General features: G+C 43.2%; 15 protein-coding genes. All 15 read right to left on the bottom strand.

Annotation, left to right across the window (positions count from 1 at the left end; translation table 11 throughout):
• Positions 1–8 precede the first annotated feature (8 nt).
• Positions 9–1193, bottom strand: coding sequence for an ABC transporter permease (locus tag ACEN82_RS14955; RefSeq protein WP_413317706.1), 1185 nt, complete (start codon positions 1191–1193; stop codon positions 9–11).
• A gap of 28 nt (positions 1194–1221) precedes the next feature.
• On the bottom strand, positions 1222–2445 hold the full coding sequence (locus ACEN82_RS14960; RefSeq protein WP_413317708.1) for an ABC transporter permease: 1224 nt from the start codon (positions 2443–2445) through the stop codon (positions 1222–1224).
• A gap of 24 nt (positions 2446–2469) precedes the next feature.
• Positions 2470–3135: an ABC transporter ATP-binding protein gene (locus ACEN82_RS14965; protein WP_413317710.1), complete on the bottom strand. Its 666-nt coding sequence runs from the start codon at positions 3133–3135 to the stop codon at positions 2470–2472.
• An 87-nt stretch (positions 3136–3222) separates the two neighbouring features.
• Entirely contained in the window at positions 3223–4680 is a 1458-nt protein-coding gene (locus ACEN82_RS14970) for a TolC family protein (RefSeq protein ID WP_413317712.1), read from the bottom strand.
• A 303-nt stretch (positions 4681–4983) separates the two neighbouring features.
• Positions 4984–6231 (bottom strand): efflux RND transporter periplasmic adaptor subunit, encoded by a 1248-nt coding sequence (locus ACEN82_RS14975; protein ID WP_413317714.1) that lies wholly within the window; start codon positions 6229–6231, stop codon positions 4984–4986.
• A gap of 281 nt (positions 6232–6512) precedes the next feature.
• Entirely contained in the window at positions 6513–7295 is a 783-nt protein-coding gene (locus ACEN82_RS14980; protein ID WP_139159914.1) for an NIPSNAP family protein, read from the bottom strand.
• A 32-nt stretch (positions 7296–7327) separates the two neighbouring features.
• Positions 7328–11518 carry a hybrid sensor histidine kinase/response regulator gene (locus tag ACEN82_RS14985; protein ID WP_413317716.1) on the bottom strand — a complete coding sequence of 1397 codons (4191 nt, stop codon included), beginning with the start codon at positions 11516–11518 and terminating at the stop codon, positions 7328–7330.
• 303 nt (positions 11519–11821) lie between these two features.
• Complete coding sequence (locus ACEN82_RS14990) at positions 11822–12592, bottom strand: 3-keto-disaccharide hydrolase (protein ID WP_413317718.1); 771 nt, start codon at positions 12590–12592, stop codon at positions 11822–11824.
• Positions 12593–12610: 18 nt separating this feature from the next.
• Positions 12611–13486 carry a sugar phosphate isomerase/epimerase family protein gene (locus tag ACEN82_RS14995; protein WP_413317720.1) on the bottom strand — a complete coding sequence of 292 codons (876 nt, stop codon included), beginning with the start codon at positions 13484–13486 and terminating at the stop codon, positions 12611–12613.
• A gap of 50 nt (positions 13487–13536) precedes the next feature.
• The gene (locus ACEN82_RS15000) at positions 13537–14430 is read right to left on the bottom strand and encodes a hydroxypyruvate isomerase family protein (RefSeq protein ID WP_413317722.1); all 894 of its coding nucleotides are present in this window, start codon (positions 14428–14430) and stop codon (positions 13537–13539) included.
• Positions 14431–14432: 2 nt separating this feature from the next.
• On the bottom strand, positions 14433–15683 hold the full coding sequence (locus ACEN82_RS15005) for a nucleoside permease (protein ID WP_413317724.1): 1251 nt from the start codon (positions 15681–15683) through the stop codon (positions 14433–14435).
• A gap of 34 nt (positions 15684–15717) precedes the next feature.
• A complete protein-coding gene (locus ACEN82_RS15010) occupies positions 15718–16161 on the bottom strand; it encodes a c-type cytochrome (protein WP_413317726.1) in 444 nt (147 codons plus the stop codon).
• Positions 16162–16303: 142 nt separating this feature from the next.
• Entirely contained in the window at positions 16304–17611 is a 1308-nt protein-coding gene (locus tag ACEN82_RS15015; protein WP_112657970.1) for an MFS transporter, read from the bottom strand.
• Positions 17612–18045: 434 nt separating this feature from the next.
• A complete protein-coding gene (locus tag ACEN82_RS15020; RefSeq protein WP_413317729.1) occupies positions 18046–19098 on the bottom strand; it encodes a sugar phosphate isomerase/epimerase family protein in 1053 nt (350 codons plus the stop codon).
• A 26-nt stretch (positions 19099–19124) separates the two neighbouring features.
• The gene (locus ACEN82_RS15025) at positions 19125–20276 is read right to left on the bottom strand and encodes a Gfo/Idh/MocA family protein (RefSeq protein ID WP_413317731.1); all 1152 of its coding nucleotides are present in this window, start codon (positions 20274–20276) and stop codon (positions 19125–19127) included.
• Positions 20277–20368: the final 92 nt, after the last annotated feature.

Below are 20368 nucleotides of genomic sequence, written 5' to 3' on the forward strand. Positions count from 1 at the left end.
TATCGTAATTATTCTTCGTGTAAAGCAACAGCCGGGTAAATAGCCGCGGCCTGTTTGCCGGGGTAAAGCGAACAAATGAGCACCAGCAGGTAAACAAACAAAACAGATATTAATATCCCTTCGATATAAACAATTGCAGGCAAATCAAAAACGTTTAGCAATGGAAACTGGGCCGCGAAAAAGGTCCCGATAATAAGGGCCAGCGTTGCCAGGATCATAGATTCGGACACTAATTGGGCTGATACCGCGCCACCTGTAGCACCAATGGCCCGGCGTAAACCTATCTCTCCCCTGCGCTTATTAATATTATACCACAATACGCCAAACAGGCCCAGCGCCACGTTAATCACCAGGAATGTGCTCACGATAGCCAATATGATCATAGGCACCAAAGCAAAGTAGTTAGCATCGGTTCGTTTACTGGCAAGGTGTTCAATTTCGATATTGGCATTTTTCATATAGTTGGCCATTGTTTTGTACAGTTTACCTTCAAAGGCAGCATCGGCACCATGATCAACCTTTACCAGGATCTTATCGAGCCAGCGGAATGAGCCTGTATCCGTTCTGAAATACATACCCGGCCCTGGGTTTAAATAATCCCCGTTCTTTTTTATAGTTTGAATTACCCCGACTACCTTAAACTTGTTTTTATCATCATCGTTGCCTAAAAGTTTCCCAACAGCAGGTTCTTTACCAAACGTAGCTTCCTTTAAAGCAGCATCAATAATGATACTTTTGTTTTTGCCAACCACATCTTCCTTATCAAACCAGCGCCCTTCTAATAAAGTAACATTCATTACTTTTTGATAGTAATCTTCAACAGTAAAATTATTAAGATGTTGAACGTGCTTACCCCTGAAAGTCAACCCGCTTTCGTTTGTCCGTGATGAAAACGGAATATTGCCGCTAACAAAAGTGATTTCTTTTATATGGGGTAATGATTTTATTGTTTTGCGAAGCGTTTCGTAATAAAGATTAAGCGAATCCACATTTTTGGTTTGATATGAATTGTTATAATTAATAACCCATACATCCTGGTAATCAAAACCCATGGGCTTTTTGTAATTGTTATAGTAATACATCATAAGTGTAAATACCGCAAACAATACCAGGAAGGATACCAGCATCTCGGTAATGAGCAGAAAGTTCTGCTTCTTTTTATTCCAGATGAGTTTAAATAAATGCTTGAACATAATATTTTGATTTAAAAGTAAATGACCATTAAGCTTTTAATGCCGTAACCACATTTAGTTTTGACATGCGCCAGGCCGGATAAACGCCAGATAACAGGCCAAACACAAGGCAAACCAGCAAGCCAATAAATAAAACTGTAAAGTTGATACTTAACTCAAGATTGGCTATGAGGTTGGCGTTATTGATGGCAGAAAGCACAATCAGCGATAGAACAATCCCAATTAAACCGCCCAATAAAGTAAGTATCAGGTTTTCGACAATAAACTGGTAAACCAATGTTTTTGACGAGGCACCAAAAGCCTTCCGTACACCAATTTCTGACGAACGTTCCATAATACGAGTGATATTAATGTTGACAAGGTTAAGCGTTGGCAGCAGGGTAAAAATAAATACAAATATGCTTATGGCCGTAACTACTATGAATACGCCAGAATGTTCTTCGTTTCCGGTATCAACATAACTCCTGAAAAAAGTGTTGGCATGGCTGTAAAGGTGTTTAAATTCCTTTCGTTCAACAGGCACCCGTTTTATAATATTCTCATATTCGGCCTTCATTTTGGGGACATCCCCTGGCGAGTTGGCAAGCAGAATGCCCAGATAACCGCCCAGATAACCTTTGCTTTTATAATCTTCTTTTGATACGGTATAAGGCAGGTAGATATCGCTGTAAAGCATGTAATTAGTTACCGGTACGTTCTTAACAACACCAATTACCCTGTAATTCACGTTATCTGCCTCAATGTACTTACCTACCACCTGTGTTACATCGCCAAAGTATTGCCGTTTCATATCTTCTGATATGATAGCTACACGATCTGCATTGCTTACCTGCTGCTTATTAAACGGTTTCCCTTCTGTAAAATCGTAATCCAGCACATCCCAGTAATCGGCATTGGTGTATTTGAAGTTTACAGCTATCTTTTTGTTGTTGACATAGGTATTGGTTCCCTTAAACATAGATGATATGGCAACCTTTACAGGGGTTTTCATCATACCCGTATAATGGCTTAAAAAATAATAAGATAAGGTACTCGACATCATATTGTTATCCCCCGACTCCTGGATCCGGGTAATATACAATGACCTGTCACGCTTTTTATCCGGGTAGTTATCGCCAATTACCTTATCAATAAAAGCTGTTAAAACTATCAGGATGGTCAGCGTAAAACTAATCCCGAACAAGCTGATGAATGTAAAAAACTTGCGGCGCTTAAGTACCGCGATGGCTATTTTAAAATAATTTTTAAGCATAACATTAGTTTTAAAACCGGTTAATTATTGAACCTGGGCGCCATCAAACAGGCGTACCAAACGGTGGGTTTTATGGGCCATATTTTCATCGTGGGTTACCATTACTATCGTAGTGCCGTCGTTACGGTTAAGGTTAAGGAGGATCTCCATAATTTCATTGCCCATGGCGCTATCCAGGTTGCCGGTAGGCTCGTCGGCTAAAATAATTTCGGGCTTGCCTACAATGGCCCTTGCAATAGCTACACGCTGCCGCTGACCGCCAGACAGTTGTGTAGGAAAATGTTTTAAACGGTTAGCAAGCCCTACCTTTTCCAGTGCTTCGGCAGCCAGCTCACGGCGTTGTTTGGCGGTGGTATCCCGGTAAAGCAACGGCAGCTCTACATTGTCAAGCACCTGCAGGTCGTTAATAAGATGATAGCTTTGAAAAATAAAACCCAGCTTTTTATTGCGGAACCGGGCCAATTGCTTATCATTCATACCTTCTGTTTTTTGATCGTCAATCCTGATCTGTCCTTTTGAGGGTGCGTCGAGCAGGCCCATGATGTTAAGCAGAGTGCTTTTGCCGCAACCCGAGGGGCCCATGATGGATAAAAATTCGCCTTTGGCAATGTCAAGGCTTACGCTGTTCAGGGCCAGGGTTTCTACGGTATCAGTACGGTATACCTTTTCAATGTTTTGTAAACGTATCATGAGTAATTAATTATTGATTTAATGAATTAGTGATTTAGTGATTTTTATCGTTTATGTGTTTAGATTTTTTTTAAATAAATTATTGATTTAGTTATAGGTGATTTTTTTGTTTGTTTCAAAGTCGTAGAGCGAAAGGTAACGCAACTGGTAGTAAGCACCCCAAAAATCACGGAGGGCAGCTACATAATCACGCTGGGCCTGGTCATTTTCGCGGAAGGCTATGCCAAGGTCGGTAATGCTTAGGTCGCCTAAAACGTAGCGTTCACGTGCTATCTGGTATTTCTCGGCGGCTATGCTATCGGCCTGCGCGGTATAAACCAGTTGCTCTTTCATTACATTAAAAAGCGATACCTGGGTTACTATCTGCTGTTTAAAAGTTTGTTTATCCTGCTCAACAGCATACTCGGTAAACTGCTGGTTTGCTAAAGCCGTTTTAGCTCGGGATTTGGACCTGCCCCAATCCAGTATCGGTATAGAAAGCTGTACCTGCAGCAATTGCTGGTTTTGAGGGTTCTTGTATACATCAGGAATATTGGTAGCTGTATTTGAAAAGCCCAGGCTGGCGGTAAGTGTGGCGGTTAAACCATTTTGCCCTTTGGCTTTAGCCACATCACGTTTTGCTTCTGCAATACGGCGTGAAAAAGCAATGGCATCCGAGCGGTTGGCATAAGCTTCGGCCAGCACTTTATCTGATGATACGGTCATCTGGCTAATATTTTTCGGTACTACCAGTACTATCCGCTCACTACCTTCCTGCCCCGTAAAACTGCGCAGGTTCAGTGTTGCAATCTCCATATCGCGCCTGGCTGTGCCAACGGCTTTCTGTGCGTTGATCTTTTCCAGCTGTAGTTGCAGGATCTCGTTTTTTGATACCTTCCCTAACTCATACTTGAGGTTGGCTATCTTTAAGATCCCCTGGGTATTAGTTAAGTTGGTTTCGGCAATCTTGAGGTTTACCTGGGCCAGCAGCAGGTCGAAAAAGTACCCTTCCACGTCAACCGCTATCTTTTCCTGGGCTTCAATGTAAACCTGCTTGCTTTCGTTAAACTTTAAAGGTTCAATTTTTTTATCCCATTTAAGGCTGTTGAACTGAAACAGCGGCTGTGAATAATTTATACCGTAAGGGATACCGTTATACAATACATTATGCCTGTCAAAATCATCAAACCGCTGTAATTGTGTGGTGCCATAAATAGTACCGCCGGTAGCAGTAATACTTTGGCTAAAGTTAAGTTGTAACGACGAGTTATCATTATGAATAGGCTGGAAAAGTATAGTGCCATCGGGCTGCTGCACCTGCGAAAATGTTTTGGTATAGCCCGGTAAAGTACCGCTTAAGGCCAGCTGCGGCTGGTAGTTTGATTTGTAGGTGCGGTATTCCCAGTACTTGGTTTCGCGTACGGTAGCAGCCTGCTTGGCGGCTATTGAATTGGCTTTGGCCATGTCAACCACCTGCTGCAGCGTTAGCCGCAGAGTATCGGTGCCATTGTGAGCCAGCGCTCCTGTGGTTATGGTTAATAATAATATGGTGTATAGAAATTTCATGATGCCCCCTCTAAATCTCCCCCTAAAGGGTGAGACTTTTGTTTTAATTTTTTCATTTATTCCCGCCGTTGTTGGTGTTGTCGCCTTTCGTGTTCGGAAGATTTTTTTATTCCCTCCCTTGGGAGGGGTGTGATGGAAATGTGTAGTGGCAGGGAGGGGTTTATCCGCTATTTCAAACAAATAGGTACCTCGATGAAACCCCTCCCTACACCCTCCCAGGGGAAGGAATCGCACAATCCCCAATTTTTTTTTCTTCCCAGCATCTGTCGGTGACAACACCAACCGTATCATAAGCTCCTGTTTCTAATTTTTTACCGTCACTTCCATCGAGTTTTTATATTCGCTCATATCCGATGTGATCACCACATCACCGGGTTTTACGCCGTCCCGGATCTCTACATAGTCAAAATTGGTGAGACCAATGTGTACCGTGCGGCGTTCAGCTTTACCATTGTTCAGTACAAAAATGTCCTGAACAGAAGGGCCTTTAAATGCCGGGCCGTTAGCCACGCGCATAATTTTATTATGTGTAGCCGTCACCAAAAAAACGTCGACTTTCATGTTGGGCCGGAGCAATTTGCTGGCCCGGTCATCCAGCTGCACATCAAACGAAATGATGCTGTTTTGTACCGATGGGGATACGTTGCTTACATGTCCCCTTAACTGATCATCATTGATCCGTACAATAACCGGCAAGCCGCTATGCAGCTGATCGGCAGAGTTATCAGAAATACTGCCCTGGATCCTGAAACTGCCCAGGTCGGCGATACGGGCCAGGGTTTCACCTTCGTGGATATTGGCGCCAATATTTTTGTTTACATAGGTGATCACCCCTGCCCGTGTTGCCACCACGTTGGCCAGGTCAAGCTTACGTTGTAATTCTTTCAAATCATTCTGCTGGATATCTGCAGCTATTTCGGCTTCTTTAATCTCCAGCTGCATGGTTTGCTGCTTGCTTTTGATCTCGTTTTCCAGTTGCTTTTTTTCAAGCTGTGAAACTTTGAGGTTAAGCTCGGCCTGTTCAATATTTTCGCGGGTGCCGCCACCTGCTTTATACAGGCGTTTGGCATTTTCAACGGCATCGGCAAGGTTGCTGATGTGAAGCTGTTTAATATCATTGTTTGATTGGATGTCGTAGAAGCTTTTGTTCAGATCAAGCTTGAGTTTGCTGATCTCGGTGCGTTTAGTTTCGAGCTGGAACTTTTGTTTTTCGTAATCGGTTTGGGTAGCCGATTTATCCAGCGTTAATATCGATTGGCCGGCTTTAACCTTATTACCTGCATCCATCAGCGCACTTTTGATGGATGCATTTATTGGGCTTGTGATGATCTCTTCAAATTCCGGCAAAACTTCGCCGGTGGCATTGATGGTGTTTTCGATATTGCCGATTTCAACTTTGGCGGTTGTAATTTCGGCCCTGGCAATGGTTGATTTAATATATCCGCGCAAAAGCATTACGGCAAGCACCAAAACAGCTATGCTGATAATGATGACGACCGCGCTTTTTTTGCGTTTGGCAGCTGTAACTTCAAGTGTAATTTCCTTATCCATTGTGATAAATTTGGATAAGGTTTTGCAAGAGCTATACCAATATTAAAACATTAACTAACAATAAGTTACATGTTTTTAATTTAAAAAAAGTGATCGATATCGGACAAAATAGCTGTTATCGACCGTTGATTCTTTTTTGATCGCGTTGATTTCGCTGATTAATTTTTATATCGTTGAGTTGTTCCTGGCGGAGATGTTGTGTCCCCTCAGGGTCCTCTGCGAGAGACCCTGAGGGGACGAAAAATTCACCTGTAGATCAAGCTCGTTAGCAAGAAGTTCGCTTAAAAATCTGAGTAATCTGCCGGGCGCAGAAAGATAATATCAGCATGGGAAACGTTATGCTGATACTCAGCTTTAGCCGAAAGCGTTTTCCAGTAAGCATCTTTACCAAAAGTGTCCCAATGCTTGTCCCGGTCTTCTTTACTGTTAAAAGTGGTCATGTACATTAAATTAGGCATATGGCTGCCCGCAATAACCTCCGAATAAAAAACGGCATTAAAACCAAGCCGTTTAAACAGGCCTATTTCATCGCCCACATTAAACATGGTTACCTTATTGACATTGTATTTCTCGGTAGGACTTTCATAGCTGCGCAATTCATAAACCCTATCGGCTTTTTTAGCGGTCAAATTAGGCACCGCTGTTGAAGGCATGCCCGGAAAAGCCTGCAGTATAATAGTTTCCAAACGGGTATAAGGCTGCTCATTATAAGCGGCGTCAATGTAATCCTTTCCATCGGCAAGATACGCCGCATCGGCCTGTAACTTTTGATCGATACCCATCAACTTATCCCATGATTGAAAGGGTGTAAATACATATAACAGCTTCGCGGTATCTACCTGGCTTACAGGCTTAAACACACCCACATTCTTAATACCGGCCCGGTGCAGCGCAGGTATATAGGCCTGTTGTAAATACTTTTCAATGGTATTTTCCTGTGCCTGGGTTTTGTAATGGTATATTTTAAGTTGATAATAATTACGTGCCGGTGCATTTGCCAATGCCACTGCAGCGATAAATAAACAGGTAAAAAAAGCGATAGATGATTTAACAAAAGGGTTCATAACTGCGTTATATTTTCGAAGTAAATATAACGTCAATTCATTAAACCTTTATTATGTCCGTTTATATATTTACCCCATTTTTCAAGCATCTCCATTAAGTCGGAAAGTTTCATGGGCTTGCTCAGGTAATCATTCATGCCGGCGTCAATACATGCCTGCTTATCTTCGGGCATGGCGTTAGCGGTCATGGCAATAATTACCGGCTGGTCCTGCATATTACTGCGGATAAAGCGCGTTGCTTCCAAACCATCCATATCGGGCATTTGTACATCCATCAAAATCAGGCTGTAATGTTTTGTTACCATAGCATTTAACGCAACATGCCCATTTTCCGCAATATCGGCGCTATAGCCCATTTTACTTAACATATGCATAGCAAGTTTCTGATTTATTAAATTATCCTCGGCTATCAAAATGCTCATGGGGTAATTTTTAGCAAAATCTTTAGAAAACGCTGTTTGTACCTGCTGGTACTCAGTTTTAATACCGCTGCCGGCTTTTAACTGCTCAACTATATGCTTATGTAACAGATTATGCTTTGTAGGCTTAGTCAATACCGCATTAAATATGTTGTCTTCCCGTTTACTTTGTTCACTGCCTATCGAGCTTAATAATACAATGGGCATTTCAGGAAATTTCCGTTTTACTTCTTTAGCCAGCTGCAGGCCATCCATTTCGGGCATGCTCATATCTGTTATCAGCAGGTCAACATGCCCATCCTGATCGTTAAGCACTTTCAATGCCTCAGTTGCCGATGCCACAACTACAGGCTCATATTTCCACTGCCTCAGTTGCGTGTCAATTATATCGCGATTGGTGGCATTGTCATCAACAAATAAAATCCGCTTGTTTTCCAATTCGGCAAGGTTAAGGTAAACGTAATTTCGTTTTACCTTTTGTCCCACTTTTGATTTTATGGTGAACGAGAAAGTAGTCCCTCTGCCTATCTCACTTTGTACGCTGATTTCGCCGCCCATCAGCTTAACCAGTTTTTCGCTTATAGCCAAACCTAAACCGGTTCCCCCATACTTACGTGTGGTACTTGAATCAACCTGCGAAAACGGCTTAAACAAGCGCTCCAGTTTATCCTCGGCAATGCCGATGCCTGTATCCCTTATTTTAAAGATCAATTCAAGGTCGTCATCTTTTTGCTCTTTTACCCCTACCAGTATAAAAACTTCGCCCTGGGTTGTGAATTTCACCGCATTGCCTACCAAGTTAATCAGGATCTGTCGAAGACGTATTGAATCGGAAATAATTTGTACCGGCACATTATGTTCAACCTGGTAAACCAGGTCAAGATTTAACCGCGAAGCTTTCTCAGCAAAAACATCCAAAACGCCTTCTATACAATCGCGCAGGTCAAAATCCTCTTCGTCAAGCTCCATATTGCCCGATTCAATTTTAGAAAAATCGAGGATATCATTAATAACCGTTAATAGGGCATCGCCGCAATTTTTTATGGTTTCGGTATACTCCTCCTGCTCGCTGGTAAGCCGGGTACTGGCCAGTAATGTTGCCATACCAATAACCCCGTTCATAGGTGTCCGGATTTCGTGGCTCATGGTAGCCAAGAAAATACTCTTGGCTTTATTGGCGCTTTCGGCTTCCTCACGGGCTTCTTCTGCAGCCTTGCGGGCAACGCGTTCATTTGCTGTCATCTTTACCAGGCTTTCGGTACGTTCTTTAACCTGCCGTTCCAATACAATTTTCTGTGCCCTTAAAAACTTAACCCGGTATGCATAAATAAAGTATATCAAACCAATTATAGCTGCCGCTGCTATCAATTTAAACCACCAGGTTAGCCAAAACGGAGGCACAATAGTAATTTTCAAGCCAGTGGTAGGCGGCGACCATAAGCCCGACGTATTCTGATATTTTAGCTTAAAGGTATATTCGCCCGGCGGCAAATTAGTGTAGGAGGCCGTGTTGCGGCTACCAACGTTATTCCAGTCCGTATCAAAATTTTCGAGGATATAGCTGTAGTTCTTTTTATCGGATGAAGAATAATCAAGCGCCGCATACTGCAATGTTATTACCGATTGTTTGTATGATAATTTGATTTCCTTAGTGTCACTGATATCCTGTTTTAAGGGTGACGGATCATCTTTATCGCGGGCAATTTTCACTGTTTTATTGAACAATTGAAAATTGGTGATAACCAGGGGCATAAAGGCGGATGGTTTTAAGATCTGTGCGGGTGTAAAGGAATTGAAACCATTAATCCCCCCAAAAAAGATCCTGCCATCCTTAGTTTGCAGGGCCGAATGTGATTTAAATTCTTCATCCTGTAAACCATCTTCAATAGTATAGTTTTTAAAGGTATTCTTAACCGGATCATAGTTGGATAAGCCATTATTGGTGCTAACCCATATGGCGCCCAACTTATCTTCGCGCACAGCATAAATAACATCGCTTGGTAAGCCATTTTTGGTTGTAAACGCCGTAAAATGTTTGGTAACCGGGTTAAATAGATTAAGCCCCGAAAGTGTACTAATCCAGATGCGGCCTTTACTATCCTCAAACAAATCGGGGACGCTGTTATTGCTGATGCTGTTACGCTTCTCGTCGTGCTGAAACCGGGTAAAGGTACCTGTTTTCCTATCCATCAAATTGAGGCCGGCATCAAAAGTGCCAACCCAAAAATTGCCGTTATGATCCTCAAGCAGGGAATAGATCCTATCGCTGCTGATACTTTTAGGATCATTAGGATCATAATTAAAAGCCGAAAATGTGCCCGATTTTTCGTCGTACAGGTCGAGGCCGCCGTTATAGGTGCCTACCCAAATGCGGTTATCGCGGGTTTGGGTAAGGGCATAAACATTGTTATTACTTAAGCTGCCGGGTTTTGCCAGATCATGTTTAAAGCTGGTAAACTTGCCGGTGCGGGGATTAAACCGGCACAAACCATCAGCCCAGGTACCTATCCAAAAGTCACCCTTAAAATCCTGGATGATGTTCAATACATAATTTCCTGCCAGACTATTGGCATTAGCCGGATCATTCACATAGTGTTTAACAGTACCATCCTTGTTAAACACATTAACGCCGCCCCCGTCGGTACCTACCCAAATATTACTATCCTCATCTTCATGCAGACAAAGTACAAAATTATTGGCCAGGCTGTTTGGCGATGAGCTATGCCTGAAATGCGAAAAGCTTTCGGTACTGCGCTTATACAGGTTAATGCCGCCGCTAAATGCCCCAAGCCACATATTACCCATCCTGTCCCGGCAAATACTGTAAATGGAATTACCATTCATACTGCCCCTGTCAATATCATCATGCTTATAGCCTGTTATTTTTCCGGTAACCGGGTTCAGGATATTAACGCCATTATTTTCGGTACCTACCCACAAATTACCGTTCAGGTCCATGCTTAATGCCAAAACAGTATAGCCCGAGATGGTGCCCGAATCTTTTTTATTCTGGAGGTAATGTTTAAATGTGCCTTTTCCCGGGTCAAATAAATTAAGCCCGCCATCTTCGGTTCCTACCCATAACCTGCCCGCAATATCTTCATAAATAGTACTTACATACCCTCCTGAAATGCTGGCATTTACCCCCGGCTGACTTTGATATCGTGTAAAAGTTTCCTTCTTTCTGTCAAACAGGTTAAGGCCGTGGCTCAGGGTACCAACCCATAAACGGTGCTTGGAGTCTTCCTTTAACGCTGTTACATCATCGTCACTTAATGACGACAGGTCGGCCTCGTTGTGTTTGTAATGGGTAAATTTATTTTGGTAGATATCAAACCTGTCGAGCCCGCCTTTTTGGCTCCCTATCCATAAAATACCATCATGATCAAATATCAGCCTGTTTACAAAATTGCTTGAGATGCTGTTTGAATTGGCGCTGTCATGAAAATAATGTATAAACTTACCTGTTTTGCGGTCGAGCTTATTTAAGCCAAAAAGCGTGGCCAGCCATATGTTGCCCTCTTTATCTTCGGCAATGTCTGATATCAGGTTACTGCTTAATGAATTATCATCCTGGATACTGTGCTTATATATCACAAAGCTATACCCGTCATACCGGTTAAGGCCGTCGCGGGTACCTATCCACATAAAACCCCGGCTATCCTGAATTATGGTACTTACATTAATTTGTGATAAGCCCTCCCGGGTGCCAATATGCTCAAACTTAAGGTTCCTATCCTGCGAAAACCCATTTCGGGCAATCAATAAGGCAACCACAACAAATAAATATTTATAGATATTCAAAATAACAGGCGGTGTTGAGTTTTAATTTTCGTGAAAATCCGTTCCTTAAAAAGAGAAACAAAATGGTTTATAGTTAACTTATACGGCTATAATATTTATAAGTTTAATGTAGACAAAAAAAAGCAATGATATAAAAACGGAAAGCGAAATACACAAAGACCAAAGCTAACAGACTGATTAGTAAATACACTATGTAAATAGCGACAGCGCTTAGCAACCGTAGATTTCGCCTTTAAATATCATAAAAAAAGCCTCCCGGCATTACCGGGAGGCTCATCATATTTTCAAAAATAGCAGCGTTGTTTACAGCTCTCTTACCCAAATATTGCGGAAGCTAAGCGGCTCGCTCTTATCGCCATGGGCCTGTAACTTAATTGGCGACGGGCCATGTTTTTTACCTTCATAAGATGGTTTGCCGATGTATTGAGTAGGACCAAGCAGCTCAAAGTTGTTTTCAACCAACACGCCATTGAAAAATACGGTAGCTCTTGCTGCCGATTTCAATGAACCGTCTTCGTTAAATACAGGGGCGGTCCAAATTACATCATAAACATTCCACTCACCGGGTTTGCGACCAGGGTTTGCCAGTGGGATCACTTGCTTATACAAGCTGCCTGCCATACCGTTAACATAGGTCTTGTTATTATACGAATCTAAAACCTGCAGCTCATAGCCTGCGTCACCTTTACCTATTGAGGCCAGGAATACACCGCTGTTACCGCGGGCCTGCCCGCTGCCTGTAATGTTAGCAGGCACTTTCCATTCAATATGCAATTGGTAATTGCTGAAAGTTCTTTTGGTTTCAATATTACCTGTAGCTTTATTTACGGTAAGTACATCACCTTTAACCAGCCATTTAGCCGGAGTTTTATCTTCAACAGAAACCCATTCGTCAAGGCCTTTACCGTTAAACAAAATAATTGCGTCTGAAGGGGCATCGCCTAAATTTTTGCCCGGTGTAACTACCTTAGGTACCGGTTCCCAAATCTCGGTGTCTTCAGGTTTGGCATTTTGCGCGTTTGCCATGAAGCAGCTGCCTGCTAAAAGGGCGGTTAGTATTAATGGATATTTCATCTCTCTAAAATAATTGGTTTAAACGTGAAGCGTATTTTTTAGGTATGAGGCGCTTTTTGCAATGCTCACATACGGGTCGATATTGGTATAGTTTTCCTGCTCAACAATAAAGTGCTTAATGCCTGCAAGCTTAGCTTTACCCAATATGGTTTTAAAGTCGATATCACCGTTACCTATTTCAGTATTCAGTTCGGCATTGGTTTTATCCCTGTCTTTAACATGCACAAAAGCGAAACGGCCGGGGTGTTTTTCAAAAATCTCAACCGGGTTTTTACCGGCACGCACTACCCAGTAAATATCCATTTCCATGGCTACCAGTTTAGGATCGGTATTGGCAAGCACTACATCGTAAAAAGTAGTGTCACCAACCGGTGCCCACTCAAAGTTGTGGTTATGGTAACCTAATTTTAAGCCCGATGCTTTCAGTATCCCGGCAATCTTGTTCATTTTTTCGGCCACGCCTTTACAATCATCAACAGTTTTAATAAAGTTGTGGTTTAAAGAAGGGATAATAATGTGCGACTGGCCAATGGTATTGGCAACCTCAATGTATGCGTTCAGGTCGTCAGTTTTACCAGAGCCAAAGTATTCGTCCAGTCCATAATGACCGCTTGGAGTTGTTAAGCCATTATCCTTTAATAGCTGACTAAATTCTTTACCTTTTAATCCCCAATATCCTGTTTCTTTGTTAAAGCCAAAGGTTTCAACCTCGTTATAACCGGCTTTTGCCACTTGTGCAATAACACCTTTTACATCTTTGGGTAATTGATCGCGCAGGCTATACAATTGCAGGCCCACTTTATTTGAAGCTTTCGCCGATACCAATTTCGGCGCAAGCATTGCGCCTGCTGCCATTAATCCGGCTTGTGCTAAAAATGTTCTTCTGGTTGTCATGTATTTGTTTTATTAGTTTAGCTTTTTAGAGTGATAAGGTGATGTAAGGTTTAAACATCACAAATATGCACCGCCTTTTTAAGCGAAGCTATTTTGTCTTTCTGTTTTGGGATGAACTCCTGGGCTACGAAGCCTTTATGCCCTACCTCAACAATAGCACGCATAATGGCCGGGTAGTAAAGTTCCTGTGTTTCATCAATCTCGTTACGGCCGGGAACACCGCCGGTATGGTAATGAGCGATGTATTGATGGTTAGCACGGATGTTACGGATCACATCGCCCTCATCAATTTGCATGTGATAAATATCATACAGCAATTTAAAGTGTTCTGAACCGAGCCTGCGGCAAAGTTCTGCTCCCCACTCTACCCTGTCGCACTGGTAATCTTTATGGTCAATTTTGCTGTTCAGCAATTCCATTACCAGTATGATATTGTGTTTTTCGGCAAGGGCTACCATAGGTTTAAGGCCTTCAACGCAGTTATTCCAGCCTTCCTCGTCGGTTTTACCGCGACGGCTGCCGCTAAAGCAGATCAGGTTCTTATAACCTGCCTCTGCAACCAGCGGGATCATTTTGGTATAATTTTCGTGCAGTTTGGCATGAAACTGTTTATCGCCAAAACCGTCGGTAAGGTTGATCTCGGCACCATTGCACATAGATGAGAACAGACCGTATTTTTTAAGTGTAGGCCAGTCTGAAGGGCCAACCAGGTCGATCCCTTTTATGCCGATATCCTTAGCGGCGGCACAAAGTTGATCTACCGTAAAATCGCCGTAACACCAGCGGCATACAGCATGGTTAATATTGCCTTTGAGCTTATCATCAGCCTGCATATGTTTTTCAGTTTCGGTGGTAAATGAGGATAATACGCCCGACGCGCCAATTGCCGCCGTGCCCGCGATCATGCTTTTGATAGCCGACCGCCTGTTTTGATTTGATGCCATAATTATATTTCGGTTTGTGCTGATGGTTCCTGAATATCCAAACCTGGTTTTGTGGCCATGCTTGTTTTATCTTTAAATAAAGCGAGGAATAATATCAATACCACAGCGGCAATACCTGCAGGTATAAGCCAAATGGTTTGCCAGTTATGTGATGTATCTGATACTTTCCAATGATCAACAATAGGGCCTGAAATGTACGAACCTATAAGCATACCTACGCCATAAGTAGCTAAGGTAATAAAGCCCTGGGCCGCGCTTTTAAAACGCTCGCCCGCTAAATTATCGGTATAGATCTGCCCGGTTACAAAGAAGAAATCGTAACAGATACCATGCATTATTATACCCGCAATAAGCATCCAGTAGCTTGAACCTGCGTCGCCGTAGGCAAAGAATATATACCGCAGTACCCAGGCCAGCATACCGATAGCCAGCATTTTTTTTACACCGAACCGCACAAAAAACAAAGGCATCGCTGCCATGAACGCCAGCTCGGATACCTGCCCCATGGCCTGTACACCGGCAGCGGCTTTAACGCCCACTTCATTTAAAAAAGGGTTGGTAAAGTTGTAGTAAAACGCCAATGGTACACATATAGCTACCGACGCCAAAAAGAAAATTAAATACGACCTGTTTTTTAACAAGCCGATTGAATCTAAGCCAATGATATCGCCAAATGTGGTCTTCTGCCCTCTTTTTACCGGAGGGGTATCAGGCAATGTAAAGCTCAATAAACCCAATATGAGGGATGCTATTGATGCCATTTTGAAGGTGAGCACAAGCGTTCCGCTTTTCTCCCATCCTAATAAGCCGATAACTATCCCTGCAATGATCCACCCGGCTGTGCCGAACACCCTGATCAAAGGGAATTCCTTACTGGGGTTTTGCATCTGCTTAAATGAAACCGAATTTACCAGTGCCAGTGTTGGCATGTAAATGATCATGTAAAACAGGATATTAGGGTAAAACTTATCAAAATCAGCTATGGTAGTTGCATAATAAAGTGAAGCCGCGCCCAACAGGTGCAGTACACCCAGGATCCTTTGTGCCGAAAAGTATTTATCAGCAATAAGTCCGATCACAAAAGGAGCGATAATGGCACCTAATGATTGCGTTGCGTAAGCACCGGCATTTTGCGTTCCGGTAGCTTTTAACGTAACCGTTAAATAAGTGCCCATTGTTACAAACCACGCGCCCCAGATAAAGAACTCCAGGAACATCATTGTTGAAAGTTTTACCCTAATTCCGATAGTCATAATTATACTTTAAGGTCGGATTTAATTACCCTTATTATTTTTTTAATGATAAAATGTACTGTACAATTTCTTTGGCATCACTTTCAGGTAATGAAGGGTGCGGGGTCATGGCGATGTTGCCCCAGTTACCGCTGCCGCCACTGATGATTTTTTTGGCAAGCATATCGATATTAGCCTGTGAAGCATCATATTTTTTAGCGATATCCTGGAATGCAGGGCCTATAACCTTGGTGTCAACTTTATGACAGGTGCTGCAATCTAACGTTGCAATTAATTTTTCGCCGGCTGATGAACCTGCAGAACCGCCTGCCGGTTCGGTACCGGTTTTTGCTACTACAGTATCGGCGTCAGAATTGGCAGCCTTGGCTGTTTGATTTGCACCGTTAGTGCTATCACTACCGCCGGTGTTTTTTGATGAATTTCCGCCACAGGCAGTAACCACTGCGCTGATACAAAGAATAAAGAATACTTTTTTCATAAAAGTTTAATTGTGGTTTTCGATGATAACCTAACAGAAAATCTGTTCCTTAACAAAGTCCCCGCTGTTTTTCATCATGTAATTTTAATTGGGTTGGTTAATGAGGCGAAAATTACAATTTTTTATCATAAATAAAGCCTCATTAAACCGATATAGCGCCTAATGAAGCGGTTTTTTTACGTGAGCGCATATAAATTACCAATCCTATAAATGCAACGATTAATGCAATCGGGATAATCAGGGTGGTATTTAATACTTCAGGACCCGCAGCCGACCGTGCAGCATCAAACGCTTTAGCCATATCCGAGCCCGCCGGCGCCGAACGGTAAGCGTCCAAACTGGCACCCGCCGGTAATTTCGAAGCCATGATTTTATCGTAAAAACCGCCCATGAACATCATATAAATAGATACCCCGAACATACCGGCACCGCCCATCAGGTTTAAACCTACGGCACCTGTACGCGGCAGGTTTTCGGCCACAAAGCCTATCATACATGGCCAGAAGAAAGCTACCCCCAAACCAAAAACTACTGCTGCAAAATAGATAGCATCACCATGCAGGTGTACCATCAAATAAATGCCCAAAGCTGATAATATGGCCGAGATCAGCAGCACTCCCTGAGGCGCCAAACGATGAACTATAGGGCTTGCAAACGCGCGGCCCAATACCTGTACCGAGGCAACAAAAGTTAAAATAAGAATGGCGTTGTCCGTAACTGTTTTGAATAAAACGTCAGTCCATTGGTTGGTGAATAATTCGGTAATAGCTGTTCCGAACATACAAATGATCATGAACAGGAACAAGGGGTTGATCAATGCCTTATACATATCCTCGGTACTTACACCGGCAGATACACGCTCGGTAACCGGGAAATCCAATTTCGAGAACAGGTACCCATAAGCAATGGTAGGGATCAGCATCAAAGCAATTTCAACCTGCGAAATCCAGTATGGTTTGGGCGATACGCCATGGGCCAAAGTGGTATCCAGTCCGAACACAATGAGCGTACCGATCACGATGCCCGCCGGGAACCAGAGGTGAAAGTGATTAAGCTTTGTAGTTTTATTATCTGTATATAACGAAGCTACAAGCGGGTTACATGAAGCCTCAACCGTACCATTAGCAATACCAATCATTAAGGTAGAAAGGAACAGCGTCCAGTAGCCATTGGCAAAAATGGTAAGCAGGATCCCCACCAGGTGAAATACGAAGGCTGACACCAGCAGCTTTTTCATACCAATGATATCGACAATAAAGCCGCCTACAATGATAGCCAGCGGAAAGCCCCAGAAAGCAGTTGCTGCAATGGTGCCCAGTTGCGAAGCGTTCAAATGAAATCTTACGCCCTGGTCATTCAAAATCCCGGCACGGATACCGAATGATAATGAGGTTACCAGCAACGACAGGCAGCTTGCCCTGAATAGCTGTGTACGGTTAATAGTTTGCATTTTAAATTATTTAAGGTTATTTGATAATTGGTTAATTGGCTGTATCAAAATGCTATTACTGAATTGTTTCAGCTGTATTCGCCGGTTGGTAAACCCCATCTTTACAGGCCGAATCATTAATTACACCAGGGCGCAGGCCTGTCATCCTGAGCTTGTCGAAGGGTCGTGCGCAGAGGCCTAACCCACTATGCTTCGACAGGCTCAGCATGACACCCGTTTTTGATCTGGCATTTGTAGATCCAGACTTACGAAGTTTTAAAAACTTCGTAAGTCTTAAATCATGTCGTAATGCTGAACTTGCTTCAGCACCCCACTTGCCAGGCAGCCATGCTAAGCGCTCGCATAGCTATCTTGTGGGGTGCCGAAACAAGTTCGGCATGACGTTTTTTTTTGATAAATCCGAAATCGAAAATCCGAATTCCGAAATCAAAAAATTATATCCCTAACGTTTTCCTGTTGAAAGCGTCATCAGAACCTGATGCGGCGAAATCATCAAAAGCACGTTCGGTAACACGGATAATATGATCTTTAATGAATGGAGCGCCTTCTCTTGCACCATCTTCCGGATGTTTAAGCGCGCATTCCCATTCAAGCACGGCCCATCCCTTATAATCATATTGTGTTAATTTACTAAATATCGATTTAAAATCTACCTGACCATCACCCAATGAGCGGAAACGGCCTGCGCGGTTAACCCAGTTCTGGTAACCACCGTAAACACCCTGGCGACCTGTTGGGTTAAACTCGGCATCTTTAACATGGAACATTTTTATGCGCTCATGGTACAGATCGATATATTCCAGGTAATCCAGGCACTGCAATACAAAATGCGATGGATCATACAGTAAGTTGGCGCGTTTGTGGCCTTTTACATGATCAAGGAACATTTCGTAAGTGATACCATCATGCAGGTCTTCGCCCGGATGAATCTCGTAGCAAAGGTCGATACCGTTTTCTTCGTAAACATCCAGTATCGGTGTCCAGCGTTTAGCCAGTTCACCAAAGGCGGTTTCAACAATCCCGGCAGGGCGTTGCGGCCATGGGTATACCATAGGCCAAAGCAGGGCACCGCTAAAGGTAACCGAAGCATTTAAACCTAAATTTTTCGAAGCCTGCGCTGCATATTTCAACTGCTGCACAGCCCATTTTTGCCTTTCGGCCGGGTTACCACGTAAATGCTCGGGTGCAAAACCGTCGAACAGATCGTCATAAACCGGGTTTACCGCTACCAGCTGGCCTTGAAGGTGGGTTGATAGCTCAGTTATTTCCAACCCTGCGGCATTAACAATACCTTTAATTTCATCAGCATAAGTTTTGCTTTCGGCTGCCTTTTGCAGGTCGATAAAACGGGTATCATTTGTTGGCAATTGCACACCTTTGTAGCCTAAACCTGCTGCCCACTGGCAAATAGATTCAAGGCTGTTAAATGGTGCCGCGTCTCCTATAAACTGTGCTATAAATATGGCAGGTCCTTTTATAGTAGTCATGTTTTTTGTTTTAAATAGATGGTAAATTAAATAGTGAAATCAGTCCATTTGGCATCCGATTTACCTGATGCTATCACATTTTCGATAAAGGCCATTCCCCGAACGCCTTCTTCGATACCCGGAAAATCAAGTTCTTCGGGAGTGGCCTGCTTACCTTCTAAACCGGCTTTAACAGTCAAAGCAAAATTACGGTACAGGTTGGCGAATGCCTCCAAATAACCTTCGGGGTGACCGGCAGGCGTACGTGTATTATGCTGCGCGAATGAGCTGGTATAACCACCACCGGTGCGCCAGGTTTCGGCAGGTTTATCAGTATACATCACCGTAAGCGAGTTAGCATCGCTCTGGTGCCATTCCAAACCGCCTTTTTCACCATAAACCCTGATCTTCACATTATTTTCTTCGCCGGCTGCAATTTGGGTAGCCGTGAGCACGCCGCTTGCACCGTTGTTAAATTTTAACAACGCCGCGCCGTCATCATCAAGCTTGCGGCCTTCAACTACGATGTTAATATCCGCACAAATTTTAGTAACCTGTAAGCCGGTAACATACTCGGCCAGGTTAAAGGCGTGTGTACCGATATCGCCCATGGCACCGGCAATCCCGCTTTTACCCGGATCGGTACGCCATGAGGCTTGCTTGTTATCTTCTCCTTCTAAAAAGCTGCTCAACCATCCCTGCGGATATTCAACATAAACTTTTCTAACGGTTCCTATCTTACCGGCTTTGATCAGTTGCTTAGCTTCCTTAACCATGGGGTAACCGGTGTAAGTATGCGTAAGGCAAAAAAGTTTACCCGATGCACTAACTACTTTTTCCAGTTCCTTAGCTTCCTCAAGCGAAAAGGTCATGGGTTTATCAAGCACCACGTGAAAACCATTCTCCAGCGCCATTTTGGTTGGGGCAAAATGCACATGATTAGGCGTTACAATGCTGATTACCTGCACACGTTCATCCTCGGGCAGTTGCTTTTCTTTTTCGATAAGTTCCTGGTATGAGCTATATGAGCGGCTTGCCGGTAAGCCAAGCAAAAGGCCGCTGGCCTGTGATTTTTCGGCATTACTGCTAAAAGCGCCGCAAACCAGTTCATATTCGCCATCAATACGGGCAGCTATGCGGTGTACGGCACCAATAAAGGCACCTTGTCCGCCGCCTATCATTCCTAATCTTAATTTCATTTGTTTTTGTTGGGGTTGATGTTTTTGATGATTAAACGCTTCTCAATCGATTGTATACATCAAAAACAGCATTATGTAATAATGCTGTTTTT

This window comes from Mucilaginibacter sp. Mucisp73, assembly GCF_059491465.1.